This is a genomic window from Dendronalium sp. ChiSLP03b (genome assembly GCF_034531165.2).
Lineage (GTDB): Bacteria > Cyanobacteriota > Cyanobacteriia > Cyanobacteriales > Nostocaceae > Dendronalium > Dendronalium minutum.
On record NZ_JAVRBR020000058.1, the window covers coordinates 1 to 19339 of the forward strand.

19 protein-coding genes and 1 pseudogene are annotated in these 19339 nt (G+C 40.2%); 11 read left to right on the top strand and 9 right to left on the bottom strand.

The features are described 5' to 3' along the window. The first annotated feature begins 373 nt into the window (after positions 1–373). The 4 genes from RMY31_RS14670 to RMY31_RS14685 all read left to right on the top strand — a co-directional run bounded on the left by RMY31_RS14670 (position 374) and on the right by RMY31_RS14685 (position 2472). A complete protein-coding gene (locus tag RMY31_RS14670; protein ID WP_409877959.1) occupies positions 374–625 on the top strand; it encodes a hypothetical protein in 252 nt (83 codons plus the stop codon). An 88-nt stretch (positions 626–713) separates the two neighbouring features. Next, a complete protein-coding gene (locus RMY31_RS14675; RefSeq protein ID WP_322665695.1) occupies positions 714–1337 on the top strand; it encodes a 4Fe-4S single cluster domain-containing protein in 624 nt (207 codons plus the stop codon). Positions 1338–1822: 485 nt separating this feature from the next. After that, on the top strand, positions 1823–2092 hold the full coding sequence (locus RMY31_RS14680) for a DUF2934 domain-containing protein (RefSeq protein WP_322665697.1): 270 nt from the start codon (positions 1823–1825) through the stop codon (positions 2090–2092). 218 nt (positions 2093–2310) lie between these two features. Further along, on the top strand, positions 2311–2472 hold the full coding sequence (locus RMY31_RS14685; protein WP_322665699.1) for a hypothetical protein: 162 nt from the start codon (positions 2311–2313) through the stop codon (positions 2470–2472). A 152-nt stretch (positions 2473–2624) separates the two neighbouring features. On the opposite strand, the gene sipA is transcribed toward RMY31_RS14685, so the two are convergent. The 3 genes from sipA to RMY31_RS14700 form a co-directional block, all read right to left on the bottom strand. After that, positions 2625–2876 carry a regulatory protein SipA gene (gene sipA / locus RMY31_RS14690; RefSeq protein WP_322665742.1) on the bottom strand — a complete coding sequence of 84 codons (252 nt, stop codon included), beginning with the start codon at positions 2874–2876 and terminating at the stop codon, positions 2625–2627. Positions 2877–3040: 164 nt separating this feature from the next. Continuing rightward, the gene (locus RMY31_RS14695) at positions 3041–3469 is read right to left on the bottom strand and encodes a Coq4 family protein (protein WP_322665701.1); all 429 of its coding nucleotides are present in this window, start codon (positions 3467–3469) and stop codon (positions 3041–3043) included. Positions 3470–3803: 334 nt separating this feature from the next. Further along, on the bottom strand, positions 3804–4319 hold the full coding sequence (locus RMY31_RS14700) for a P pilus assembly/Cpx signaling pathway, periplasmic inhibitor/zinc-resistance associated protein (RefSeq protein ID WP_322665703.1): 516 nt from the start codon (positions 4317–4319) through the stop codon (positions 3804–3806). Positions 4320–4624: 305 nt separating this feature from the next. On the opposite strand from RMY31_RS14700, the gene RMY31_RS14705 reads away from it, so the two are divergent. Together RMY31_RS14705 and RMY31_RS14710 are read left to right on the top strand one after the other, a co-directional pair. After that, positions 4625–5893 carry a sensor histidine kinase gene (locus RMY31_RS14705; RefSeq protein WP_322665705.1) on the top strand — a complete coding sequence of 423 codons (1269 nt, stop codon included), beginning with the start codon at positions 4625–4627 and terminating at the stop codon, positions 5891–5893. Continuing rightward, positions 5890–6552, top strand: a complete 663-nt coding sequence (locus RMY31_RS14710) for a response regulator (RefSeq protein ID WP_322665707.1) — start codon at positions 5890–5892, stop codon at positions 6550–6552. Before RMY31_RS14705 ends, RMY31_RS14710 begins: the two co-directional genes overlap by 4 nt. 108 nt (positions 6553–6660) lie before the next feature. On the opposite strand, the gene RMY31_RS14715 is transcribed toward RMY31_RS14710, so the two are convergent. Beyond that, complete coding sequence (locus RMY31_RS14715) at positions 6661–7086, bottom strand: nucleoside deaminase (RefSeq protein WP_322665711.1); 426 nt, start codon at positions 7084–7086, stop codon at positions 6661–6663. Between the two features lie 91 nt (positions 7087–7177). Between RMY31_RS14715 and RMY31_RS14720 the strand changes: the two genes are divergently transcribed. Further along, complete coding sequence (locus RMY31_RS14720) at positions 7178–7969, top strand: potassium channel family protein (protein WP_322665713.1); 792 nt, start codon at positions 7178–7180, stop codon at positions 7967–7969. 344 nt (positions 7970–8313) lie between these two features. Further along, the gene (locus tag RMY31_RS14725; protein WP_322665715.1) at positions 8314–8586 is read left to right on the top strand and encodes a hypothetical protein; all 273 of its coding nucleotides are present in this window, start codon (positions 8314–8316) and stop codon (positions 8584–8586) included. Positions 8587–8783: 197 nt separating this feature from the next. On the opposite strand, the gene RMY31_RS14730 is transcribed toward RMY31_RS14725, so the two are convergent. After that, entirely contained in the window at positions 8784–9056 is a 273-nt protein-coding gene (locus RMY31_RS14730) for a GlsB/YeaQ/YmgE family stress response membrane protein (protein WP_322665717.1), read from the bottom strand. Between the two features lie 437 nt (positions 9057–9493). Here RMY31_RS14730 and RMY31_RS14735 point away from each other — a divergent pair, with 437 nt between their 5' ends. Continuing rightward, entirely contained in the window at positions 9494–9862 is a 369-nt protein-coding gene (locus tag RMY31_RS14735; RefSeq protein ID WP_322665719.1) for an S-layer homology domain-containing protein, read from the top strand. A gap of 208 nt (positions 9863–10070) precedes the next feature. Then, positions 10071–10226, top strand: a pseudogene (locus tag RMY31_RS14740) (IS1 family transposase); the annotation flags it as partial. Positions 10227–10262: 36 nt separating this feature from the next. On the opposite strand, the gene RMY31_RS14745 reads toward RMY31_RS14740, so the two are convergent. The 3 genes from RMY31_RS14745 to RMY31_RS14755 all read right to left on the bottom strand — a co-directional run bounded on the left by RMY31_RS14745 (position 10263) and on the right by RMY31_RS14755 (position 12558). Beyond that, complete coding sequence (locus tag RMY31_RS14745; protein WP_322665721.1) at positions 10263–10844, bottom strand: response regulator; 582 nt, start codon at positions 10842–10844, stop codon at positions 10263–10265. Positions 10845–10874: 30 nt separating this feature from the next. Next, the gene (locus RMY31_RS14750; RefSeq protein ID WP_322665723.1) at positions 10875–11564 is read right to left on the bottom strand and encodes an MASE1 domain-containing protein; all 690 of its coding nucleotides are present in this window, start codon (positions 11562–11564) and stop codon (positions 10875–10877) included. 220 nt (positions 11565–11784) lie between these two features. After that, complete coding sequence (locus RMY31_RS14755) at positions 11785–12558, bottom strand: MlaE family lipid ABC transporter permease subunit (RefSeq protein WP_322665744.1); 774 nt, start codon at positions 12556–12558, stop codon at positions 11785–11787. Positions 12559–13292: 734 nt separating this feature from the next. Here RMY31_RS14755 and RMY31_RS14760 point away from each other — a divergent pair. Continuing rightward, on the top strand, positions 13293–13652 hold the full coding sequence (locus tag RMY31_RS14760; protein WP_322665725.1) for a VOC family protein: 360 nt from the start codon (positions 13293–13295) through the stop codon (positions 13650–13652). 252 nt (positions 13653–13904) lie between these two features. Here the strand turns inward: RMY31_RS14760 and RMY31_RS14765 are convergent, their stop codons facing one another. After that, positions 13905–19247, bottom strand: a complete 5343-nt coding sequence (locus RMY31_RS14765; protein ID WP_409877960.1) for a response regulator — start codon at positions 19245–19247, stop codon at positions 13905–13907. Between the last annotated feature and the right edge of the window lie 92 nt (positions 19248–19339).

The following is a 19339-nucleotide window of genomic DNA, read 5'->3' on the forward strand; positions in this document are numbered from 1 at the left end:
GGAAAGATATTTTTGTAGATTGCACAATATTCATCTACAAATTTGATGCTTGGTTTGGGGCTTCTTGGCTGTGTCATCCTCCCCTCCTGGCTTTCAGTCCTCTTTTATGATTTTACTCTTCCCGGAGTGACAAAAGAAAGATAGGTGTTTCATTTAATCCTCAGCAAGGAATCGCGACAATCTGTATTAAAGTCGGATTGCTATATTCAGTACGGATGAAAATGCTTTCTTTCCTTTGTCTCATGCAAGGTTGTGTTGATTTATTTTCACATAGTTGATTTGATTTCTAAATCACTTAGATTGAAGATAAAACCTTGCTGATGACAATGGGAAAAAATCTATTATGTTGAAATCTTAGTTTTTAACTCTTGTCTTGTCGATCGCCTCAATATTACTAATTGCTCAAGCCTCCTTTGCCAATCCTTTACCTTTGGAGAATCGATGGATGGCTCAAGCCACTGTAGAAAGTTCCTCATCTGAGGCATCTTCTCCATCACTACCAAAGGGTAATATTGACGAAACGAACCGTAACCAACAATGGCAAGAAAGCAAAACAAACTACGCACCCTCACTACAAAGCAGGCGATCGCTTGACATCTACTCTATCAGTTTCCTGTCTACCTAGATGCTATTTCGTTAAATCAATTGCAGCAAGACAATCAGCCTCTAGCGACAATTGATTTAATATGTAACGGTTAAGAGGAAACAGATAGATGGAAACTAAGCCACCAAACCCATCGCCAGAACTCACAGAAATTCCCCCTGGCTATTTGAATATCATGGGTTACGTTGATGAGTCAGAGGTGAATGGCCCTGGTTGTCGTGCTGTCGTTTGGGTACAGGGTTGTCCGCGTGAATGTCCTGGCTGCTTTAATCCTGAGTCCTGGTCATTCGATCTCAACCAACTGATTTCTGTTGACACTCTCGCTGAGAAGATCCTCAGTAAACCTCGCAATACAGGGGTGACCTTCTCTGGTGGAGAACCATTTTGGCAGGCATCTGCATTAGCATCTCTGGCTCGCAAGGTAAAAGCTGCTGGTTTAAATGTAATGTCTTTTACGGGATTCACCTTAAAGCAACTACAGTCAAACTCTGCCCCACCAGATTCCCAAGCATTATTAGAACAACTAGATATTTTGATTGATGGGCCTTTTGTCCAGTCTTTGGCAATTAACTCTCCTAACTCCCCCGTTTCTTCTAGTAATCAACAGGTTCGTGTCTTGAACCCAGCCTTCGCAGAGCAAATTACTTGGGCTAGCGACCAAATAGAAGTTCACATCCTCAAGGATGGTAGTCGCATTGTTACAGGTTATCAGGGTGGACTGGAGCTGATGTGAATGTCTTATTTTGGTAGCCATCTGTCGATTGCCAAATTATTTCCCACTTGACAGGTTGGTGTACATTGGACAATGGCGAATCCCTTGGAGCTTTCGTGTCTGGAGAGGTAAAGGTACTCCATCTCCTGCACAGTTGGGGCTAAAACTTTTCTCTACTTTACCCAAATCATTCACCAAACTGCCGCAATTTAATTAAGCAATTAGGATTGTCTGTAAAATCCTGTTCAGCTAGAGTGCCTAAGCGAACAAGCTATGTATCGTGGACTGCAAGAAAACAGAAGTTTAATGATGGCATGTTGGCTTTGCAAAAATCAAATAGGATTCTGATATCATTCAGCAATTAGTAAAACAATTGAGTGCGATCGCGCTTTTGCTGACTAACAGATGAGGCGATTAATCTTCTTCAGAATTTGAAGCCAAAGAAACGGGATAATATTTCTGTTCTTGAGACTGTAAGAAAACTCAGACTGACCGAGGAAAAATATATGCCTTACGATGTTACTATGTGTCCAGGAAAAAATTGCCCGATCAAACAAAATTGTCATCGTTTTACAGATGAAATTTTGGGCCGTCAAGATTTTTTTGGAGAAGCTCCCTATAATTTCACTACTAATTCCTGCGAATATTTTCTCAGTAACCGTCCAGATGAAAATAAAATCCGTTTGAAAGCTTATGAAATCTGGCAACAAACGGGTTATCCGGATGGCAAGTCTGTAGAACATTGGCTTCAGGCTGAAAAGGAATTGTTCGTGTAGTAAATCTATTTGACACCTGAATTCTGCTTTAAAATTTGTAATTTTAAGTATAAAATTATACATTAATATTAAGATATGATAAAGGCGATCGCATCTTCTTGGCGGAATGGGGCGATCGCCTTTATGTAACCCCCAATATCAGGAAACACATACAATGATGACAACTACAAAAGTTCTTAGATAATCAAAAATCTGTTTAATTAGAGTTAGAGCAGTACTTGCGTGGTGAAGACTTAGATACACCCATCCTCAATCAATCTCCTGAAAACCCATCTCCCAAAAGAGAGCCTATTAAACATTTACTGATTGGTTCTCCAAAAGCCGTTACTAATACAATTCACTTTTTGCAAGTGATTGGCTATGCAAACATTAAAGACTAGAGTTCACTATTACCAACCGCCAACCCAAGTGAGATCGTGAGTATTTTAAGCCATAAAATTTTGGTGCAATAACCGAGCAGCCGCTATACAAAACTCTCGCCCCCTAATGGGGGCTTTTTAAAAAGCTTCTTGTCCGTTGTAGCAACTGCTGTTCAGGAGTTATCCTCTAAGTGAGATTCAGGAGGTGTATCTGTGCTTTCGATGTATTGGCTATCTAAAAGAAAGGTTCCTTTAGCAAAGCGGATACCCCAATATCCTCCAGGACGGCGGTCAATAACTATACCCTCTTCGCCAAGGTGAATTACATCTGGGGGACGTAACATGGGCATGGGATCTGCTGTTTTGACGTAGGGTGGTAGTGCCACAACACGGACTTTACTACCAATGGCAAATTCTTGAGACATGCTAAATAAGCTAGGAGTTTTGATTAACTCATAACTCATAACTCATAACTCATAACTTTTACTAGGGAGTTTGCCCAATTTTATATTTGTAATCTTGTTGGAAAAAAGGGAAAGGGAAAGGAGACAAGATTCCATCTCCTTTCCCATCTTCTGCAAGAAGTCTATTAACTCTCGACTATGGAAAACAACGCGCGTACATCATTTGAAGGTAAGTCCCACAGTAACTCTGGTTGCCAAGTATCTGGGTTAAAGTGGGAGTGACGACCGCGTTGATATGCTTGCCACAGTCTGTTCCAGCTAAATTTTTGTTGGTAATTTAGGTTTCTATAAATGATTCGCAACAGTCCTAAACCTAAAACAAGATTAGATAGTGTGAATTTGGCTCCTAATAAAAATGCTTGTACTTCTGCTTCACCAATGGGGTCAGTATTATAGCCTGTAAGGACGTGAACACCATCGTGGAGTTGTTTGCGGCGGGCACCTGTAGTAAAGGGTTTTAAGTTATATTCGTCGAGAAAGTCTGCCCAATTTCTGCCAAAAGTGCCAGTAGGCAGCGATCGCAATTTTTCTACAATCCACGATTTGGGAGACATTTTGTCCTTGTACTTCAGTAATGCGATCGACTAAATTTAAAAACTGTTGTAGGCGAGGTGTGTGATTGGGGGAAGCGGTAAGAGGTTGCATTATCTGGATTTGGGATTTTAGTAAGTAAAAGGGGAAAGGTTAAAGGGAAACGGGGAAGAACTTTGTTTAATTTCTTTTCCTCTTACCCAAGGCGAAGTCTTTCCCCTTTGCCCATTACCCTTTATCCAAGCATCAAAGTTGATATGACAGACCAATGGTCATGTTTATTTCAATAAATAGAAATATCCTTTCAAATGGTTATATTCTCAGCGTTAGACTTTAATGCCGTATTTTGATGCTGGATTACGGATTGCCTTGATTGCCTTGTTGGCGTTGTTGACGGCGCTGTCTCGCATTCTCTTGGAATTGCTTGAGTTTTGCTTGTTGTTCGGGAGTCAATACTGCTTCCATCTGTTTTTTCGACGATTTCCGAATTTGTCGTATTTGGTCTTTCTGTGCTTGAGTCAAATTCAATTCAGCAAAATTCTTCCATTGACGTTGACCTCGCTGTGGACGCTGTCCTGCTTGTCGCTGAGCTCGACGCGCTTCCATTGCAGCCTGGATCTTTGCTTTTTGCTCTGGGGTAAAAACTGCCTCAATTTGGGTACGGCTGTTACGTTGAATTTGCTGTATTTGCGCTTGTTGTGCTTCTGTTAGTCCCAAGCTTTGCCAAGGGCCCTTTCTTCCTTTTTTCGGTGTCTGTGTTTGTGCAAGTTGTGATGATGAAGAAGAGGCTATTTCTGCTTGAACAGCAAAGGAGGTTGCTGTTAATGTTAAGGCGATCGCTCCAGCTATCAATGATAATGTCTTGAGTTTCATTTCTTATCCCGTGGTTTCTTCCTGGTTGGATGTCACCATCATAGAAATTTAACTTTGTAGACACATGAGGAGAAAGTCATGGATATAACCATGACTAAAGTCATGATTCAGTCTAGGTAAATATGACTGATAATTGTTAAAGGGCACAAGGTATTGCACTTGTACAAGAGTTATAAGTTAGGAGCTATAAAAATTTTTATTATTAATTACATAACGTTTTTTCTCATACTTATTTTTAATTTCTGACTCAGTATTAATAACTCTTAAATTATAACTTTTAACTCATAACTGGAGCGAAGCGACTTATGAGTCGTCCAATTAAAATTAAGAATCATCCTTTTCCGTCTCTGCTTTATTTAGAATGGATATTACTGGCGATCGCTGTATTGCCAATAATTATATCATCTCCGTTACCACGGTTTCGTCCCAAACCTCCAGAACTGTCAATTTGTAGTATATTTCCAGATTGGTCAATTTGCGGTGTATTTCCAGAACTAGCAATTTATAGCCTGATTATTTTTATGTTGATAGGTTTAAGATTACCTACTAATAATAAAATAACCAAGGTAATCTACACAGCAAGTCAAATTATATTAATTTTAATAACTGGATTTTTTGGGGGGAGATTTTCTCGCCCTTTTCCCTTTCTCTACATCATATTAGTTGCCCGCAGTTGCCTAATTTTTCAGTTACCTGGGCGTTTAGTAATTACCAGTTTATCATTTATTTTATCTTTGTCGACTACACAAATTAAATATCAATTGTTCAACTATCAAGGGCTACCACAGGGACAAGAACGTTTTCGGTTTTTGAGTTTGAATTGGTCGTTAACATTTGGCTTAAGTTTAGTTTTTGTGTTGTTGATGATGAATGCCGTATTATCGGAAAGGCAGAGTCGAGAAAAGCTAGCCGTTGCTAACGACAAACTCCGTCAATACGCTATGCGAATTGAAAATCAAGCTACGTTAGAAGAACGTAACCGCATTGCTCGTGAAATTCATGATTCATTAGGACACTCTCTAACTGCTTTAAATCTGCAATTAGAAACTGCTTTAAAATTGTGGCAATCTAATCCAGGCAAAGCTCAAACCTTTTTAGCCAGAGCAAAAGAACTTGGTTCTAATGCATTAAAAGATGTTCGTCAATCTGTTTCTACTATGCGTTCTCATCCCTTACAAGAACAATCTTTAGAACAGGCAATTACGATTCTTTTAGAAGATTTTTATCGTTCAACGGGAGTTTTACCGATTTCTACGTTCCAAATTGATTATCCACTCCCAATAGAAATTAGCACTGCCGTCTACCGGATTATCCAAGAATCTTTGACAAATATCTCTAAGCATTCAAATAGTACAGAAGTGAAATTAGAATTAATTACGATCGCAGGTAGTTTCTGGTTAATGATTAAGGATAATGGTAGAGGATTTGATTTAAGACAAAACACCACTGGATTTGGTTTACAAAGTATGCGCGATCGCACTTTAGCATTAGGCGGTGAAATTAATATTAATAGCACTCCTGGTTCTGGTTGCCAAATTACAATTGATATCCCCTTACCAAGGTTGACAAGATGATTAAAGTGTTGCTTGTAGATGACCAAAGTTTAATTCGCCAAGGATTAAAAGCATTATTAGAACTAGAACCAGATTTAGAAATTGTCGGAGAAGCAGAAAATGGCGAAGAAGCGGTTAACTTGGTTGCAAAATTGCAGCCAGATGTGATATTGATGGATATCAGAATGCCCATCATGGATGGAGTCGCAGCAACACGAGAAATTCAAAAGCGTTTTGTGGGAATTAAAGTTTTAGTGCTAACGACTTTTGATAATGATGAATATGTAACAGCAGCATTACAGAATGGGGCGATGGGTTATTTATTGAAAGATACGCCATCAGAAGAGTTAGCGGTTGCCATTCGCGCAGTTTACAAAGGATATACTCAACTAGGGCCGGGAATAGTCAAAAAACTTTTGACTCAGTTTCCCACAAGTACACCTACTCAGCCACTACCTATTCCACCTAATTTATCTGAACTCACTCCTAGAGAAAAAGAGGTTTTACAGTTAATTGCCACAGGTGCGAGTAACCGAGAAATTGCCCAGCAACTCTACATCTCTGAAGGGACAGTCAAGAATCATGTTACTAATATTTTAAACAGATTAAATTTACGCGATCGCACCCAAGCCGCAATTATTGCAAATACCTTTATATCTTATTTAAATGAGCCTAACTAAAAGCCCAAACTATATGTATTCCATATCTACCTTAGAGCCAAAATTGCTTGTGTAGTTATGTGTTTTTCACCTCTAAAATTTGTCAATACACATTCTATTGTATCCAAGTTATTTAAACAATGCTAAACATTCTTCTTTTAAAACACCTTTAGTCACTTTGATATTTCTAAAGGATTTGGCTATAATCTCTTCGCAAGTAATATTAATCTGTGATTGATTTACCGAGATTAAATCTTGAATTGAAACAGCATATACAATTTCTGATATACCTGTCCAAATACAAGCAGCCGCACACATGGGACAGGGTTCACCAGTTGTATATATGCTATAACCTTGTAAAGAAGGGTTTAAAAGTTTAGCTGTTAAACTACGAATGACATTGATTTCCGCGTGGGCTGATGGATCGTTGTTTCTTGTGACGGTATTATAGGCGACGGCAACAACTTCGTCATCTTTAACAATTACTGCACCATAAGGTGCATCACCTTTTTTTGCTTCCGCTAGTGCTAAGCGCATAAAATATTCTTGATTCATATTCATCTGGGAGGTAAAAAGGATAATGGTTAATAATATCGTATTGCCAATGTTACTTCTGCAAGTATATTTAAATTACTAATAGGGAAATATGCTATTGAGCAGAGAACAAACAGAATTTTACTTAACAGACTTAGAAACACCAGTAGGTAAAGCGATTAATTTAATTATTGCTGGACTGGTACTGCTATCATCAGGAATTTTTGTTGCCCAAACTTATAATATTCCTGATGCTGTTAGGTTTCAGTTGGATCTTATTGATACTACTATTTTGATAATTTTTGCAGTAGAGTATGTGATTCGCCTATGGAGTGCAGAAAATAAAATTAAATATATTTTTAGTTTTTATGCAATTATTGACTTAATGGCGATTTTGCCATTTTTCATAGGAGTAGTGGATATCAGCTTTATCCGCATACTGCGTTGGTTTAGAATTTTGCGCTTACTTAGGTTTATAGATAAGAGATTTTTATTTGAAAGTATCAGTAGCGAAGATAGTGTAATTTTTTTAAGGATATTATTTACTTTATTTGCAATTATCTTTGTCTACTCTGGCTTAATTTATCAAGTTGAGCATCCGGTTAATTCTCAAGTTTACAATACTTTTTTGGATGCATTTTACTTCTCTGTTGTCACAATGACAACGGTAGGATTTGGCGATTTAACACCAATTTCTGAATTAGGTCGCCTGCTGACAGTGTTGATGATTTTGACAGGTGTAGCCCTAATTCCTTGGCAAGTGGGCGATCTAATTAAGCGATTGGTAAAAAATGCCAATCAGGTAGAAACAGTTTGTTCGGGTTGCGGTTTGGCTTTCCATGATGCTGATGCTGGGTTTTGTAAAAGGTGTGGAACGAAGTTGGCTAGTAATAGGTTTAATTAAGCAGACTTTTTCCAGAATCTAAACTTCCTCCATGTTGAAACTTGGAGTTGACATAATTCAGATGCGTCATTGCGACGTAAGGAAGCAATCTCAGTATCTTGGCAAAAAACTACAGTTCTCAAGGTAGGCGAAGTTTAGAAACTCCGTTGCAGTTAGGTATAATACCAATTCAAAATTCGCAATTTGCAATTAAAAAACTTAGATGCAGCAAGGCTTTCAGGGTTTACATCTGTTTCATAATTTTAGTGAATTGGTATAAGGGTGTATTTAGTTTGTAGTCAGAGCAAAGCTGGGCGATCGCATGTGATACTGTAGTATATTTTTAGAGTTCGATTCGCTTGCAGATGAACATAGGAATAATCGAGCCTTACAGTAGCGGCTTTTTAGAAGTGATGCCGGAAGGTGAAGGCAGCGACTACTGGCAGATTGCAGCTGTACACATCAATGGCGAAGCTTTCTGCCCAACTCCTCGGCTGTACCACTCACAAAAGGTGGCATTGGCAAAAGCTGCAAAAATTTATGATTGGATAACTGACCACGAATTAGAAATTAGCGGTGGGACTTGCTATTACTCTGGGTTAAAGCTGACCTTATGGTATCAACCAAAAGTATCTTAATTGCGCTCCGCCAAGAATGCGTAGACGTGTAGTAGTGAGTCAAGAGATAGAACATTTCTAAAAAATCGATTTATCAAAATAATATTAGCGCCCACCTAAATACAGGCAGGCGCTATTCTTTCATTTAAATTCAGGGAGAAAATATAGTTAAATGAATTCCCTGAGGTTTACTATGTAATTGAGTAAAATTGAATTTATTACACAGCACTACTGCGATTTAGCAAGTTCCACAAGAAAACTGCGACAATTGCACCAAGAACTGCTACTATAATCCCGGTTATGCTAAGAGTTGGAGCCGCTAGTGCAAAGGTTCCTGTACTGAAGAATACACCCAGACTGCCACCAATGAAAGCACCGATAATCCCTAACAAGATTGTTCCTAAGATTCCGCCGCCTTGATGACCGGGGTAGATAGCCTTCGCAATAGCACCAGCAATTAGACCTAAAACAATCCAAGCAAGAATATTCATTGTTGTTGATTTGATAAACGTTTTTACCTGACAAATATAGAATAACAATCTCAACACTGATATTCACTCTACCAACAGAATCAATTATTTATAGCCTTTAGGATGAATTGCTGTTACTTCTTGTGACATATTACACAATTTAAATGATAATAAATTAAGAAAAAGCTCCTAGTAGGTCTTCAACTAGGAGCTTATATATTCATTGCTTGATAATTGCAGTATATACATTTCTAATTCCTTTTCTCATCTACTTGAAGAGTTAAGCTTAAGTTTGAAAACAGAATCTTACAGAATATTTAAAATAGCGTGAAGTACACAAGCTAAGTCTGGTAGCTAGGCATAAAGCCTGTTTTACTTCTTAATTCTGACTTATGAATTCTACTGTAATTTGGTAAAGTGAGGGAGTAAATGGTTTTTAGCTGCGACCAATATTTAAGATGTCATCAATTGCTGGCTTACTAAATTCAGCCACCATTATAACTAGCTTGGCACTGGCAACAATTATTTTCTATCCATCAAAAACTCTGTCACAAACACCAAGCGATGGGCGCAACACAGTTCCCCAGTCAGGTTGCCTATCTGGGTATCCTGATGACATATATGAAGGCTCGCGCCCAGTCACGCGCTATGAATTTACTGCTGGCTTGAATACATGCCTAAATCAGCTCAATCAACTTATTCCCGCTAATAAGGAGGATTTGGCAACAAAGGAAGATTTGGAAATTTTACTCAAACGACAGAGGGAATTAAACCAACAATTTCGAGAACTCAGCGAGCGAGTTGACACTCGACCTGCTACAAAATAATTTGCATTCGATAGTAATTAGTTTATGCCATCGCCATACACTTTTTACACAACATTTTCCACTACAGCAGCAAACATAAACTGATGAGCGATCGCGTCATAATTTCAAAGGGTGTTGCATAATAGAGGGAGGAATTAAGATCATCTACTATGCAATGTCCATACTGCGGAGCTACAGAAATTCGCAAAAACGGAAAGCGAAGGGGTAATATATGACAAGAGTGGAAAATGAAAATACTCGGTTACGTCATTATCTTGCACGCCTTCACCGCAAAACTTTATACTATTCCAAATCAGAAATAATGCTGAGGTACTCAATTAAACTATTACTTTGTTACTTAAAGTATCAAATTGTACCTACATAAATCAATTCATCCCTTCATTCAGCAACGCCAAATTATTCAGTTGTAAACTGGGTGCGCTAAAACTTGCGTTATTGCCTTTAACAATACTTCTGGTTCAACAGGCTTAACTAAGTGCAGCTGATACCCAGCTGCCAATGCCTGTTTTTGGTTCATCTCTCCAGCATAAGCAGTTATTGCGATCGCGGGAAGCCGTCCTCCTTGTTCTGGCGGCATAGCATGAATTAGACGCATCAGCATGTAACCATCTATTCCCGGCATCCCAATATCACTTAACAGTAAATTGGTTTTGGATTTGGCAATGACTTCCAAGGCTTCTCCTGCGGATGCGACAGCAGTTACGGCTGCTCCAAATTGCTTGAGCATGAAATAAAGAAACTCACCCGTATCTCTATCATCATCTACAATAAGGATGCACAGACTTTCTAAACTCCGGCAATTCTGCTGTTTCACGCTGTTTTTGACAGTCTGAGGGAGATTAGGCATCAACGGCAATCGAACTGTAAATGTTGCTCCCATTCCTTCTCCGAAACTTTCTGCTTTGACAGCTCCACCATGCAGTTCAGTAAGATGACGAGTAATAGCTAATGTTACCAGTACGCAGAAGCTAGAAATTAACATACTACTGGTGACTCCAAAGCGAGTTGCAGCCTACATTACAGGAACAAAGCTCAAAAATGATAACTGTTGGAACTTAAAACCTGACTGGTCAGTTTCCGAAACGGTGAGAATTGCTGTGGCTACACAAAGGAGCAGTATCGCACCGATCTCCACTACGAAACAACGGGTTGGCTGGAAACTAACACAATTGGATGAACCTAATGGTTCTGAATTAGGTAACCAGCCCCAAGATTGCAAGTAAGGAGTTAATACTAATAGAGCAGCAGGAGTAATGGCCATTACTCCTATGGCATTGCCCAACCACCAGTGAGATATGTTTTGAGTGAGCTTGGACGCGGACATCTGGCCTGTCGCTACCCAAGACAAACTACCAAACATCGCTAAGGTAGCACAGGCTGCTAAGGGTACACTTAAGGTAAAAAGAGCAGCATTTCTAAGGTTATTCAGTGTTGACGAACCCCGCCAGAGAAAACGATAGAGTAACCAAGCAACTAAAGGTTCGCTGATATCAATTAGAGCAATTACTCGATCCCAACCATGCAACCCCCAAAACGATGACATTAGTAACGATGCAACCCCTGTCAGGACAATACCATAGGGACCAAACCAAAATGTGAGGGCGATCGCAACTCCTAATGGCGGAAACCATAAAGATACTCCCGGCTGAATTCGGTAGATGAGCGCCATCCCGTGAGCCACGATCAGGGCTACTAACCCCACTAATAAAATAATTAGCTATCTACGCATGGGTGCAATTGTAGTAGGTTCTGGCCTGCCTTGCATAATTACAGAGTAATGATGAGGGAGATGAGGAAGATGCGAGAGATGAGGCAGACTGGCGAGGGTAAGGGGTAAGAGGCAAAGAGGAAAGAAATTCTTTTAACCTTTTCTCTTTTTCCCTTATCTCCCAGTCCCCAGAATCTTGATTCAATGCTTGGGTTTACAATACGGGCTTCTCAAACAGTACCAAAGCGAGAACAAAATCCATAATAAAAATCGAGATCCAGGTCGTAACAACTGCTTTTGTTGCTGATTCTCCAACTTCTTTTGCTCCTCCTTTGGTAGTTAGCCCCCAACTACAACCGATGACAGCAACCATCACTCCGAACAGAAACCCTTTCAACAGAATGATAGACAAATCTGATGGTTCTAAAAAACTTCTGACTGATTCTAAAAATATCTCTGGAATAATTTGGTAAAACTGCGCTGCGGCAAATGCTCCCCCAATTATGCCTACAAGTATGGCAAAAATCATCATTATTGGCATCATCAAAGAGCAAGCAATGACCCTAGGAACTACCAAATAATCAATTGGATCGGTTTTGAGCATATGAAGTGCATCAATTTGCTCTGTGACTCGCATTGCTCCTATTTCTGCCGCAAAAGCAGAACCTACTTGTCCTGCAATAATACTAGCGGTCAAAATAGGAGCTAATTCTCTGCAATAAGCTAAAGCAAAAGCACCTCCCACAGTACTGACAGCACCAAATCTTACTAATTCTCTAGCGGTCTGAATGGTAAAAATCATACCTGCAAAACCATTCACCAGTAGGACTGGAGAAATAGAAGCGGGCCCAGTAGTCACCATATGTTCCAGAATCTTCCGGTAGTAAGTTTTTCCTTGAACTAAACGCAGCCAGACTTGACCGAAGAGTAGCACTGCGGCAAAGCAGCGTACTATCCACAATTGCTCTAAATTTACTTTTGGTTGCAATTTTACCGCCCTTGGGACTGACTGTTTTGCACTAATGTTATTTAGGTTACGGTACACCTTGAGGCTTTCCTTTAAATTAAAACAGCTTTTCAGCAGTAGTCGAATCAAGTTAGTTAGCTTTAGTAAAAAAATTACCGATTATTTTCTTACTTTTTTTGCTGCTTTTGCCATAAGTGTTCTGTCACATTTAAATAGTATAATATATTACAATTATTTTTTAAGATTGACTCCTAGCGTTCTGAGAATTTTTTATTCAAATGCAGTCAGACTAGGGTAATCATCAGGATTATATTGTTAAATAATCGTGTGGGTTCTTTCATTAGAACTGGCAGTGAGACTAAATCTAAGTACAGTTTTGCATTAATTTATAACAAGATATTACTCATGTAATCAGACGAAAAGGCATGTAATACCAAATAAGGACTTAATTACGAATTACGTAGCGCTTTGGTCTCCCATTCACGTAGTATTTCCATAAATAGAAAGGTATTACGAACTATTATGATGACAGATAAAATTATTCAACAACAAATTGAGTACTATCGCGCTAGAGCAAATGAATATGATGAGTGTTTCTATAGAAGGACGATACGATCAAATAACTATTTTATATATGCACATGGAATAAACGTTTAGATATAGTTAATTAGAAGATATAACTATATAAAATATCATGAAATCCTGTTGCTTAGCAGGCACGAAAAATACAATAGCTACCTAACAGTAAGGTTGCAATGCAAATTATTAAAGTACTAACTAGAGTTTATCTCAATCCAGTAGACTTGGATGATGCGATCGCCTTCTATGAAAACCTCTTTACAGAAAAATGTTGGTTATGGTTTCAATATTCCGAAATGGAGTTGGAACTTGCTGGTGTGGGTTCTATTCTTTTAATTGCTGGTTCGGCTGAGGTACTTTCTCCATTCAAGAGTACACAAGCAACATTTCTCGTTGATTCACTCAATGATTTTCGGGAAGCATTAGCTTCGCAGGGTGCAGTCATTCTGGCGGAACCAAACAAAGTTTCTACAGGTGCTAACATGCGAGCAATGCATCCTGATGGAACAATTATTGAATACATTGAGTTTGCCTAATTCATAAAAGTGATATTTTCCCCTACTGGCATGGCAAGGCTAAAATGTTGCATTAAAAATCTCTGAAAAATTGAAGTTTAGACACATAATCGAATTTTTCTATTGCACTACTTTAGCCTTGACACGCCACTACTCCCTTTTTACCTGACGCAGAGATGCCTGTGTGCGAGATGGAAAATTAAAAATTAAAAATTTTCCATTTTTAATTTTTAATTTTCCATTCTCTCTTTGTATAACTTAATAAATCAACCCTTAAGCATTGGTGCTATTAACGAGTTTCTCTCCTTTCAACATCCGCACGGCGGCTTCGAGTAGAGCTTCCTCAAGATAGGGCTTGGTAAAATAGCCGCTGGCACCGAGTTGAATTGCCATTTGTCTATGTTTATCTGCACCCCGAGAGGTGAGCATAGCGATAGGTAAGTGGTTGAGGTTGGAGTCTTTCTGAATGCGGGAGAGCAACTCCAGACCATCGCAACGGGGCATCTCAATGTCACAGAAGACAATATCGCAAGGCAGACCAGAGCGGAGTTTATCCCAAGCTTCCTGTCCATCACGCGCCTGTTCAACGCGATAACCCGCCTTGTTAAACGTCAGGGAGAGCAATTCTCGAACTGTAATTGAATCATCGACAATCAACACTGTCGGATCGATCTTCACCGCTGGGGTTTCTGGGACATTAGGAGTTCCTTTTTGCTGCCAAGGTGTACCACCACTATGTTTACTAATCCGTCCTTGGAAGATGTCAATAATCTCCAGCACGTCAGCGATTGGCATAATTCGACCATCACCAAGGACTGTTGCACCAGCCACACCAATGGGTTTAGGTGCTGGCCCTTCAAATTGCTTAATTACAATTTCTTGCTCGCTCAGTACTTGGTCAATCTGTAAGGCAATTAGAGTATTTCCCGATCGCACCACTACAACAGAAATCATGTCATCATCACGATTACCGCCATAAACGCCGCCTCGACTAATATGACGATTGAAGGTTAAAAGGTCTTTCAAAGGTCGGAATGGTAATACAGTATCACGCCAGGAAATAAATGATTGTCCATCGGCGCTATTCTGAATATTTTTGACATGTATATCTAGCGTATCTTCCACACCATCCATCGGGAATGCAATCCGAGCTTTATCGGAGACACAGCATAGAGCTTTGCAAATACTCAAAGTCAATGGCAGGCGAATAGTGAAGGTGGTTCCCTTGCCTAGAGCAGAATCTGTGTTCACTATGCCGCGAATTTCACTAATCTCGGAGCGAACTACATCCATCCCGACACCGCGACCAGAAATCTCATCTGCTTTATCTTTGATACTAAAACCAGACTGGAACAGCAAATCGTAAACTTCCATTCGCGAAATGGTTCTTGCTTGTTCTGCTGTAATCATGCCGATCTTAATTGCCTTAGACTTGACCTTCTCGGTATCAATACCAGCACCGTCATCACCCACGGAAATGACAGTTTGATTACCTTGGTGAAAGGCACGGATGGCAATCACTCCCACAGGAAGTTTACCGGCTGCTTGCCGTACTTCTGGCGTTTCGATGCCGTGAGCGATCGCATTGTTGAGCATATGAGTCAGCGGATCGGTAAGATGATCTAAAATCATCTTGTCAATTAGGGTGTCTCCGCCTTCAATGATTAACTCTACTTGTTTGCCATACTTAATAGCATTGTCGCGCACTCCTCGCCGCAAGCGATCGATAGCTTGGGAAAAAGGCACCATTCGGGCGCGTGTCAGTCCTTCTTGTAGCTGGGTTGTCACTTGGCGGAACTGCCGTGCGACTCGTTCGGTTTCTTCAGTCACAAAGTCAATGTCGCTAGCTGACTCCCGCACCCGAACAATCAGTTCAATCATTTCCTGGGACAGGGTATGGAAAGGAGTAAAGCGGTCCATTTCTAGTTCGCTAAAACCCCTATCTGTATCTGAATTCGTAACTGGGATATTAGTTTCTTGAGTTTTGCGAGTAGCTAACAGAGAAGCTTCTAATAGCGATCGCTCATACAACTCTTGCATCCTTGCACCCACATCTGAGAGTTGTTGCACTTGAATCAGCAAGTTATCTAATGACTGTCGCAGCCGTTCATGATCCTGCTCTAAGGTGTTGCGGTTGACTACTAACTCTCCAACCAAATTGCTCATATCGTCCAGTTGCTTGACTGGAACTTTCATCGTTTCTTCAAATCTGGCAGTTCGGCGAGTAGAGGGACGGGGAATTTTGCCTGTATTCTGTTTTGCCGATGCTGAGTGGGATATGGTTTGATCTGCTTCTGCCAGTAGTTTCTCTAGGTCACTAAATTCATCTTTTATGGCTGGTGATGAAACAGCATTACTATCAGTGTGGGTTGTAGCCGCTGGTCTTAATTGTTGTGCATAAGGTGTAGAGGATGAGCGATCGTTAGCTACTGCCACTTCCTCATTGTTGTCTGCGCCTAGCAATGCTTCCAAGGCGGCAAAATCTTCTGCTATGAAGCTATCATTAGTGCTTTGTGTTACTTCCTCTTCTAGTAATGCTTCTAAATCAGCAAATTCATCTTGGATACAAGTGTCATGTGGTTGAGATGTTACTACTGGGTCAGAGATTGGGATCTCTAATTCAGAAAGGGTATCGGTAGTTTCTTCCTCAATCACTGGTGCAGCCTCAGAGATTTCGCTGATGTCTAACATCAGCTCGGACAAATCTGCTGTTGCTAATACATTTAGAGTGTCTGAAAAGTCACTAGTGGCGACTAACTCTTCTGGGGTTGCCGCTGAATGGTCAGTTTCAGAGCCAAATAAATCATCTACTAAACTCAGTTCTGTAATTTCTGGAATCTCGGCGATTGCTTCTTGGCTAGCGATCGTATCAAAGTCTTGAATCGAGGTTGCTGCTGAATAGTCAGTTTCAGAACCAAATAAATCATCTACTAAATTCAGTTCTGTAATTTCTGGGACATCAGCGATCGCTTCTTGGCTACCGTTAATGTTAATGTCTAAAATCTCTTGGTGAGATGGCAATTCTTGTAAGTCTGAAGTGTTCCCAATATTTATATCTAAAGTAGTTTCTGTAGCAAATAAATCGTCTCCATCCAGATTCTCTATAATTTCCTGCTGAATATCAGTTAAATTCTGTGTAGCGGCTATATCCTCAAATAAAATTTGCGGATTCTCATTGCTATTTGCGTCGAGAGTCTCGAACAATTCAATTTCTAAATCAGCAGAGGGTTGGGGAGAATCTATAAAAGAGTTATCTGGGGGCTGGTTGGTAAATTCGGGAATAAAATCTAAAGCTTCTGGCTCTTGCGAAAAACTACGAATTTCTGGCAAAAAAATGTCATTATCATCAACAGTAGGAGAAATTGTTGAGTTGGTTGCTGCTAACTCTTCAAATAAATCATCCCCACTATCCGATGGTAAGCTCAAATCTAGCGGCGGTTGTGGCTGCTGGAAAGTGAGATCGAAATCTTGTATATCAGAACTTGTTGTGGGCGATGGTGTTGACTGCTGAATTTCGCCAAAAATCTCACCGGAAGCTGCTGCTGCAAACAAACTCTCCTCTAAGGCTCTTGCTACATCCTGCTCGAATGCAGAGTCAAATTCTGACTGTTGTTCTGCTTCAGCTCCCTGATTCCAGAAGTTGCTCAAATCGTCGTCTGTCTGAGAAAATTCTATTGGTGTTGCAGGCGATGCAGCAAATAAATCGCTAATTTCTGACTCGTTCGTGGGCAATGCTGTATTTTCTTCCAGATTGGTAAACAAATTGTCTAAAGACAAGGTATCTGGCTGGGGTGGGCTAATTTCCTCTACGCTATCTGCATTTACAGTTTCTTGAAATAAGTCATCAAAACTGTTTTGCTGGCTGGTAGATAATTCGATGCTAGCAATAATCTCAGTTTCTGGTTGAGTTACTTTGCCTAGAGACAAAGCTTCATTTTCATCAAATGCTATTGCTAATAAGTCACCCACCACATCCTTGGGAGCAATCTCCACAGAAGACAACTGTGATTTGTGAGAAATTTCTGCAAATTCCTCTAAGAGAGCAGCAGAAATTGCCGCAGATGTTGAAGTTTGTAGTTCAGAATTCTCTTTTTCGAGGAAGTTTTCGCCAAATAACAAATTCAAGTCTTCTGTTGTCGTCGGGCTAATTTGAGGCTCATCGCTGCTTGTATCTTCATCAAATGAGAGAAAATCTGCTAATTCGCTATCAGCATCCTCAATATCGCTTTCGTTGAGTTCAATTCCCAATTCACTGACACCAGCAATATCCAGAACTTCCTCTTGTTGCCAGTTTTCATCCAGTTCGGGAGTCTCGCCTTCAAACAAATCAGCAAGTGTATTTAACTCAGCCAATCCTACCTCTGGTCCGTGGTGGTCATTACTTCTACTGCTAAAGTGTGCATCATCTTCACTACTAAAGAAGAGATTAGCAGGAACATTATTTTCTGTTACTCCTTGAGTATACTGGTCTAAGTTAAGTTGTTCGGATAGTTCTGTCAGGCTTGTTATACTGTCTGTTGGTTGCAAAACAGTAGCATCACTGGCGAAATTATTTGTTGTGTCAGGCAATACCCGATCGTATGTTGTTATGTTTGCAGATAAGGTCGGTGCTGGTTCTGTGATGATAGCCAGCCGCTCATCAAGTAAATCTGTGGTTATTTCTAACAAATCAATTTCTGGAAAGCTCAAGAGTCCTTCTAATTGCTGACTAATTGCAATCTCAGCTTCCCTACTTTGGAAAACTAATTCTTGAGCTTGTTTAATTTCGGTAATGACGATTTTGGCTAAAGTCAGATAGGTATTGTCGGGATTAGCGATCGCACTTGCCGCTGCTTCGCATAAACTACACCAATTGGGTAAATTCCATGTCTCGCCAAGTTTGACCAACTGCTGACAGCATTGTTGAAGATTTTGCCGAGATTCGGGTGTGGTTTTTTGCTTAAATAGTTGCAACATTTCCCGCAGTGCTTGTAGCACTTGGGTTTGAAACTCAGCCCAATCATGATTTTCTCTGGGGGTGACTGGCGAACGCGCTGCCTGGGATGCTACAGAGAAAGGTATTTCTGTGAAAGTATTGTGAGCGTCGTCTTCCAGGTCAGGAATATCCCGCCGCAGGAAAAGCTCTGTGAGAGTGCTGACGCTATCGGCTGGAAGTGGTTGTACTGGTGCAGGACTATCGCTGCCACTGATTCCTTGTTGTACTAGTAGCTCAAGATGCTCATTTAGCCATTTGAAGACCGGCTCAGCTTCTGACATCAGAGTATTAGCAGCTTCTTCTGATAGACCAAAGGGTCCACTCAAATGCTCTAACAACGACTTGAGAGTGTCGGATACACCGAGAAATAAAGACTCTAACTTTTGGTCAATTTTAACCGGATGCTCTTTGAGAACTTTGAAACAATCTTCCAGACGGTGGGAGGTATGCTGAATGCTGCTCAGGCCTAGCATTGCCGCCCCTCCTTTAATGGAGTGAGCCGCCCGGAAAACTTCGTTAACCATTTCCGGGTCGTTCAAGGTACTTTCGAGATTCAGCAACCCCTGTTCAATTGTGTTCAGGTGATCCCGTGCTTCTTCAATAAAGTAACCTAAAATCCGCTGTTGTTGTTCCGGCAGCATAATAAAAGTTATGAGTTATGAGTTATGAGTTATGAGTTATGAGTTACGAGTTGTGATTTGTGATTTTTATTCACTCCTAACCCCTCACTCTT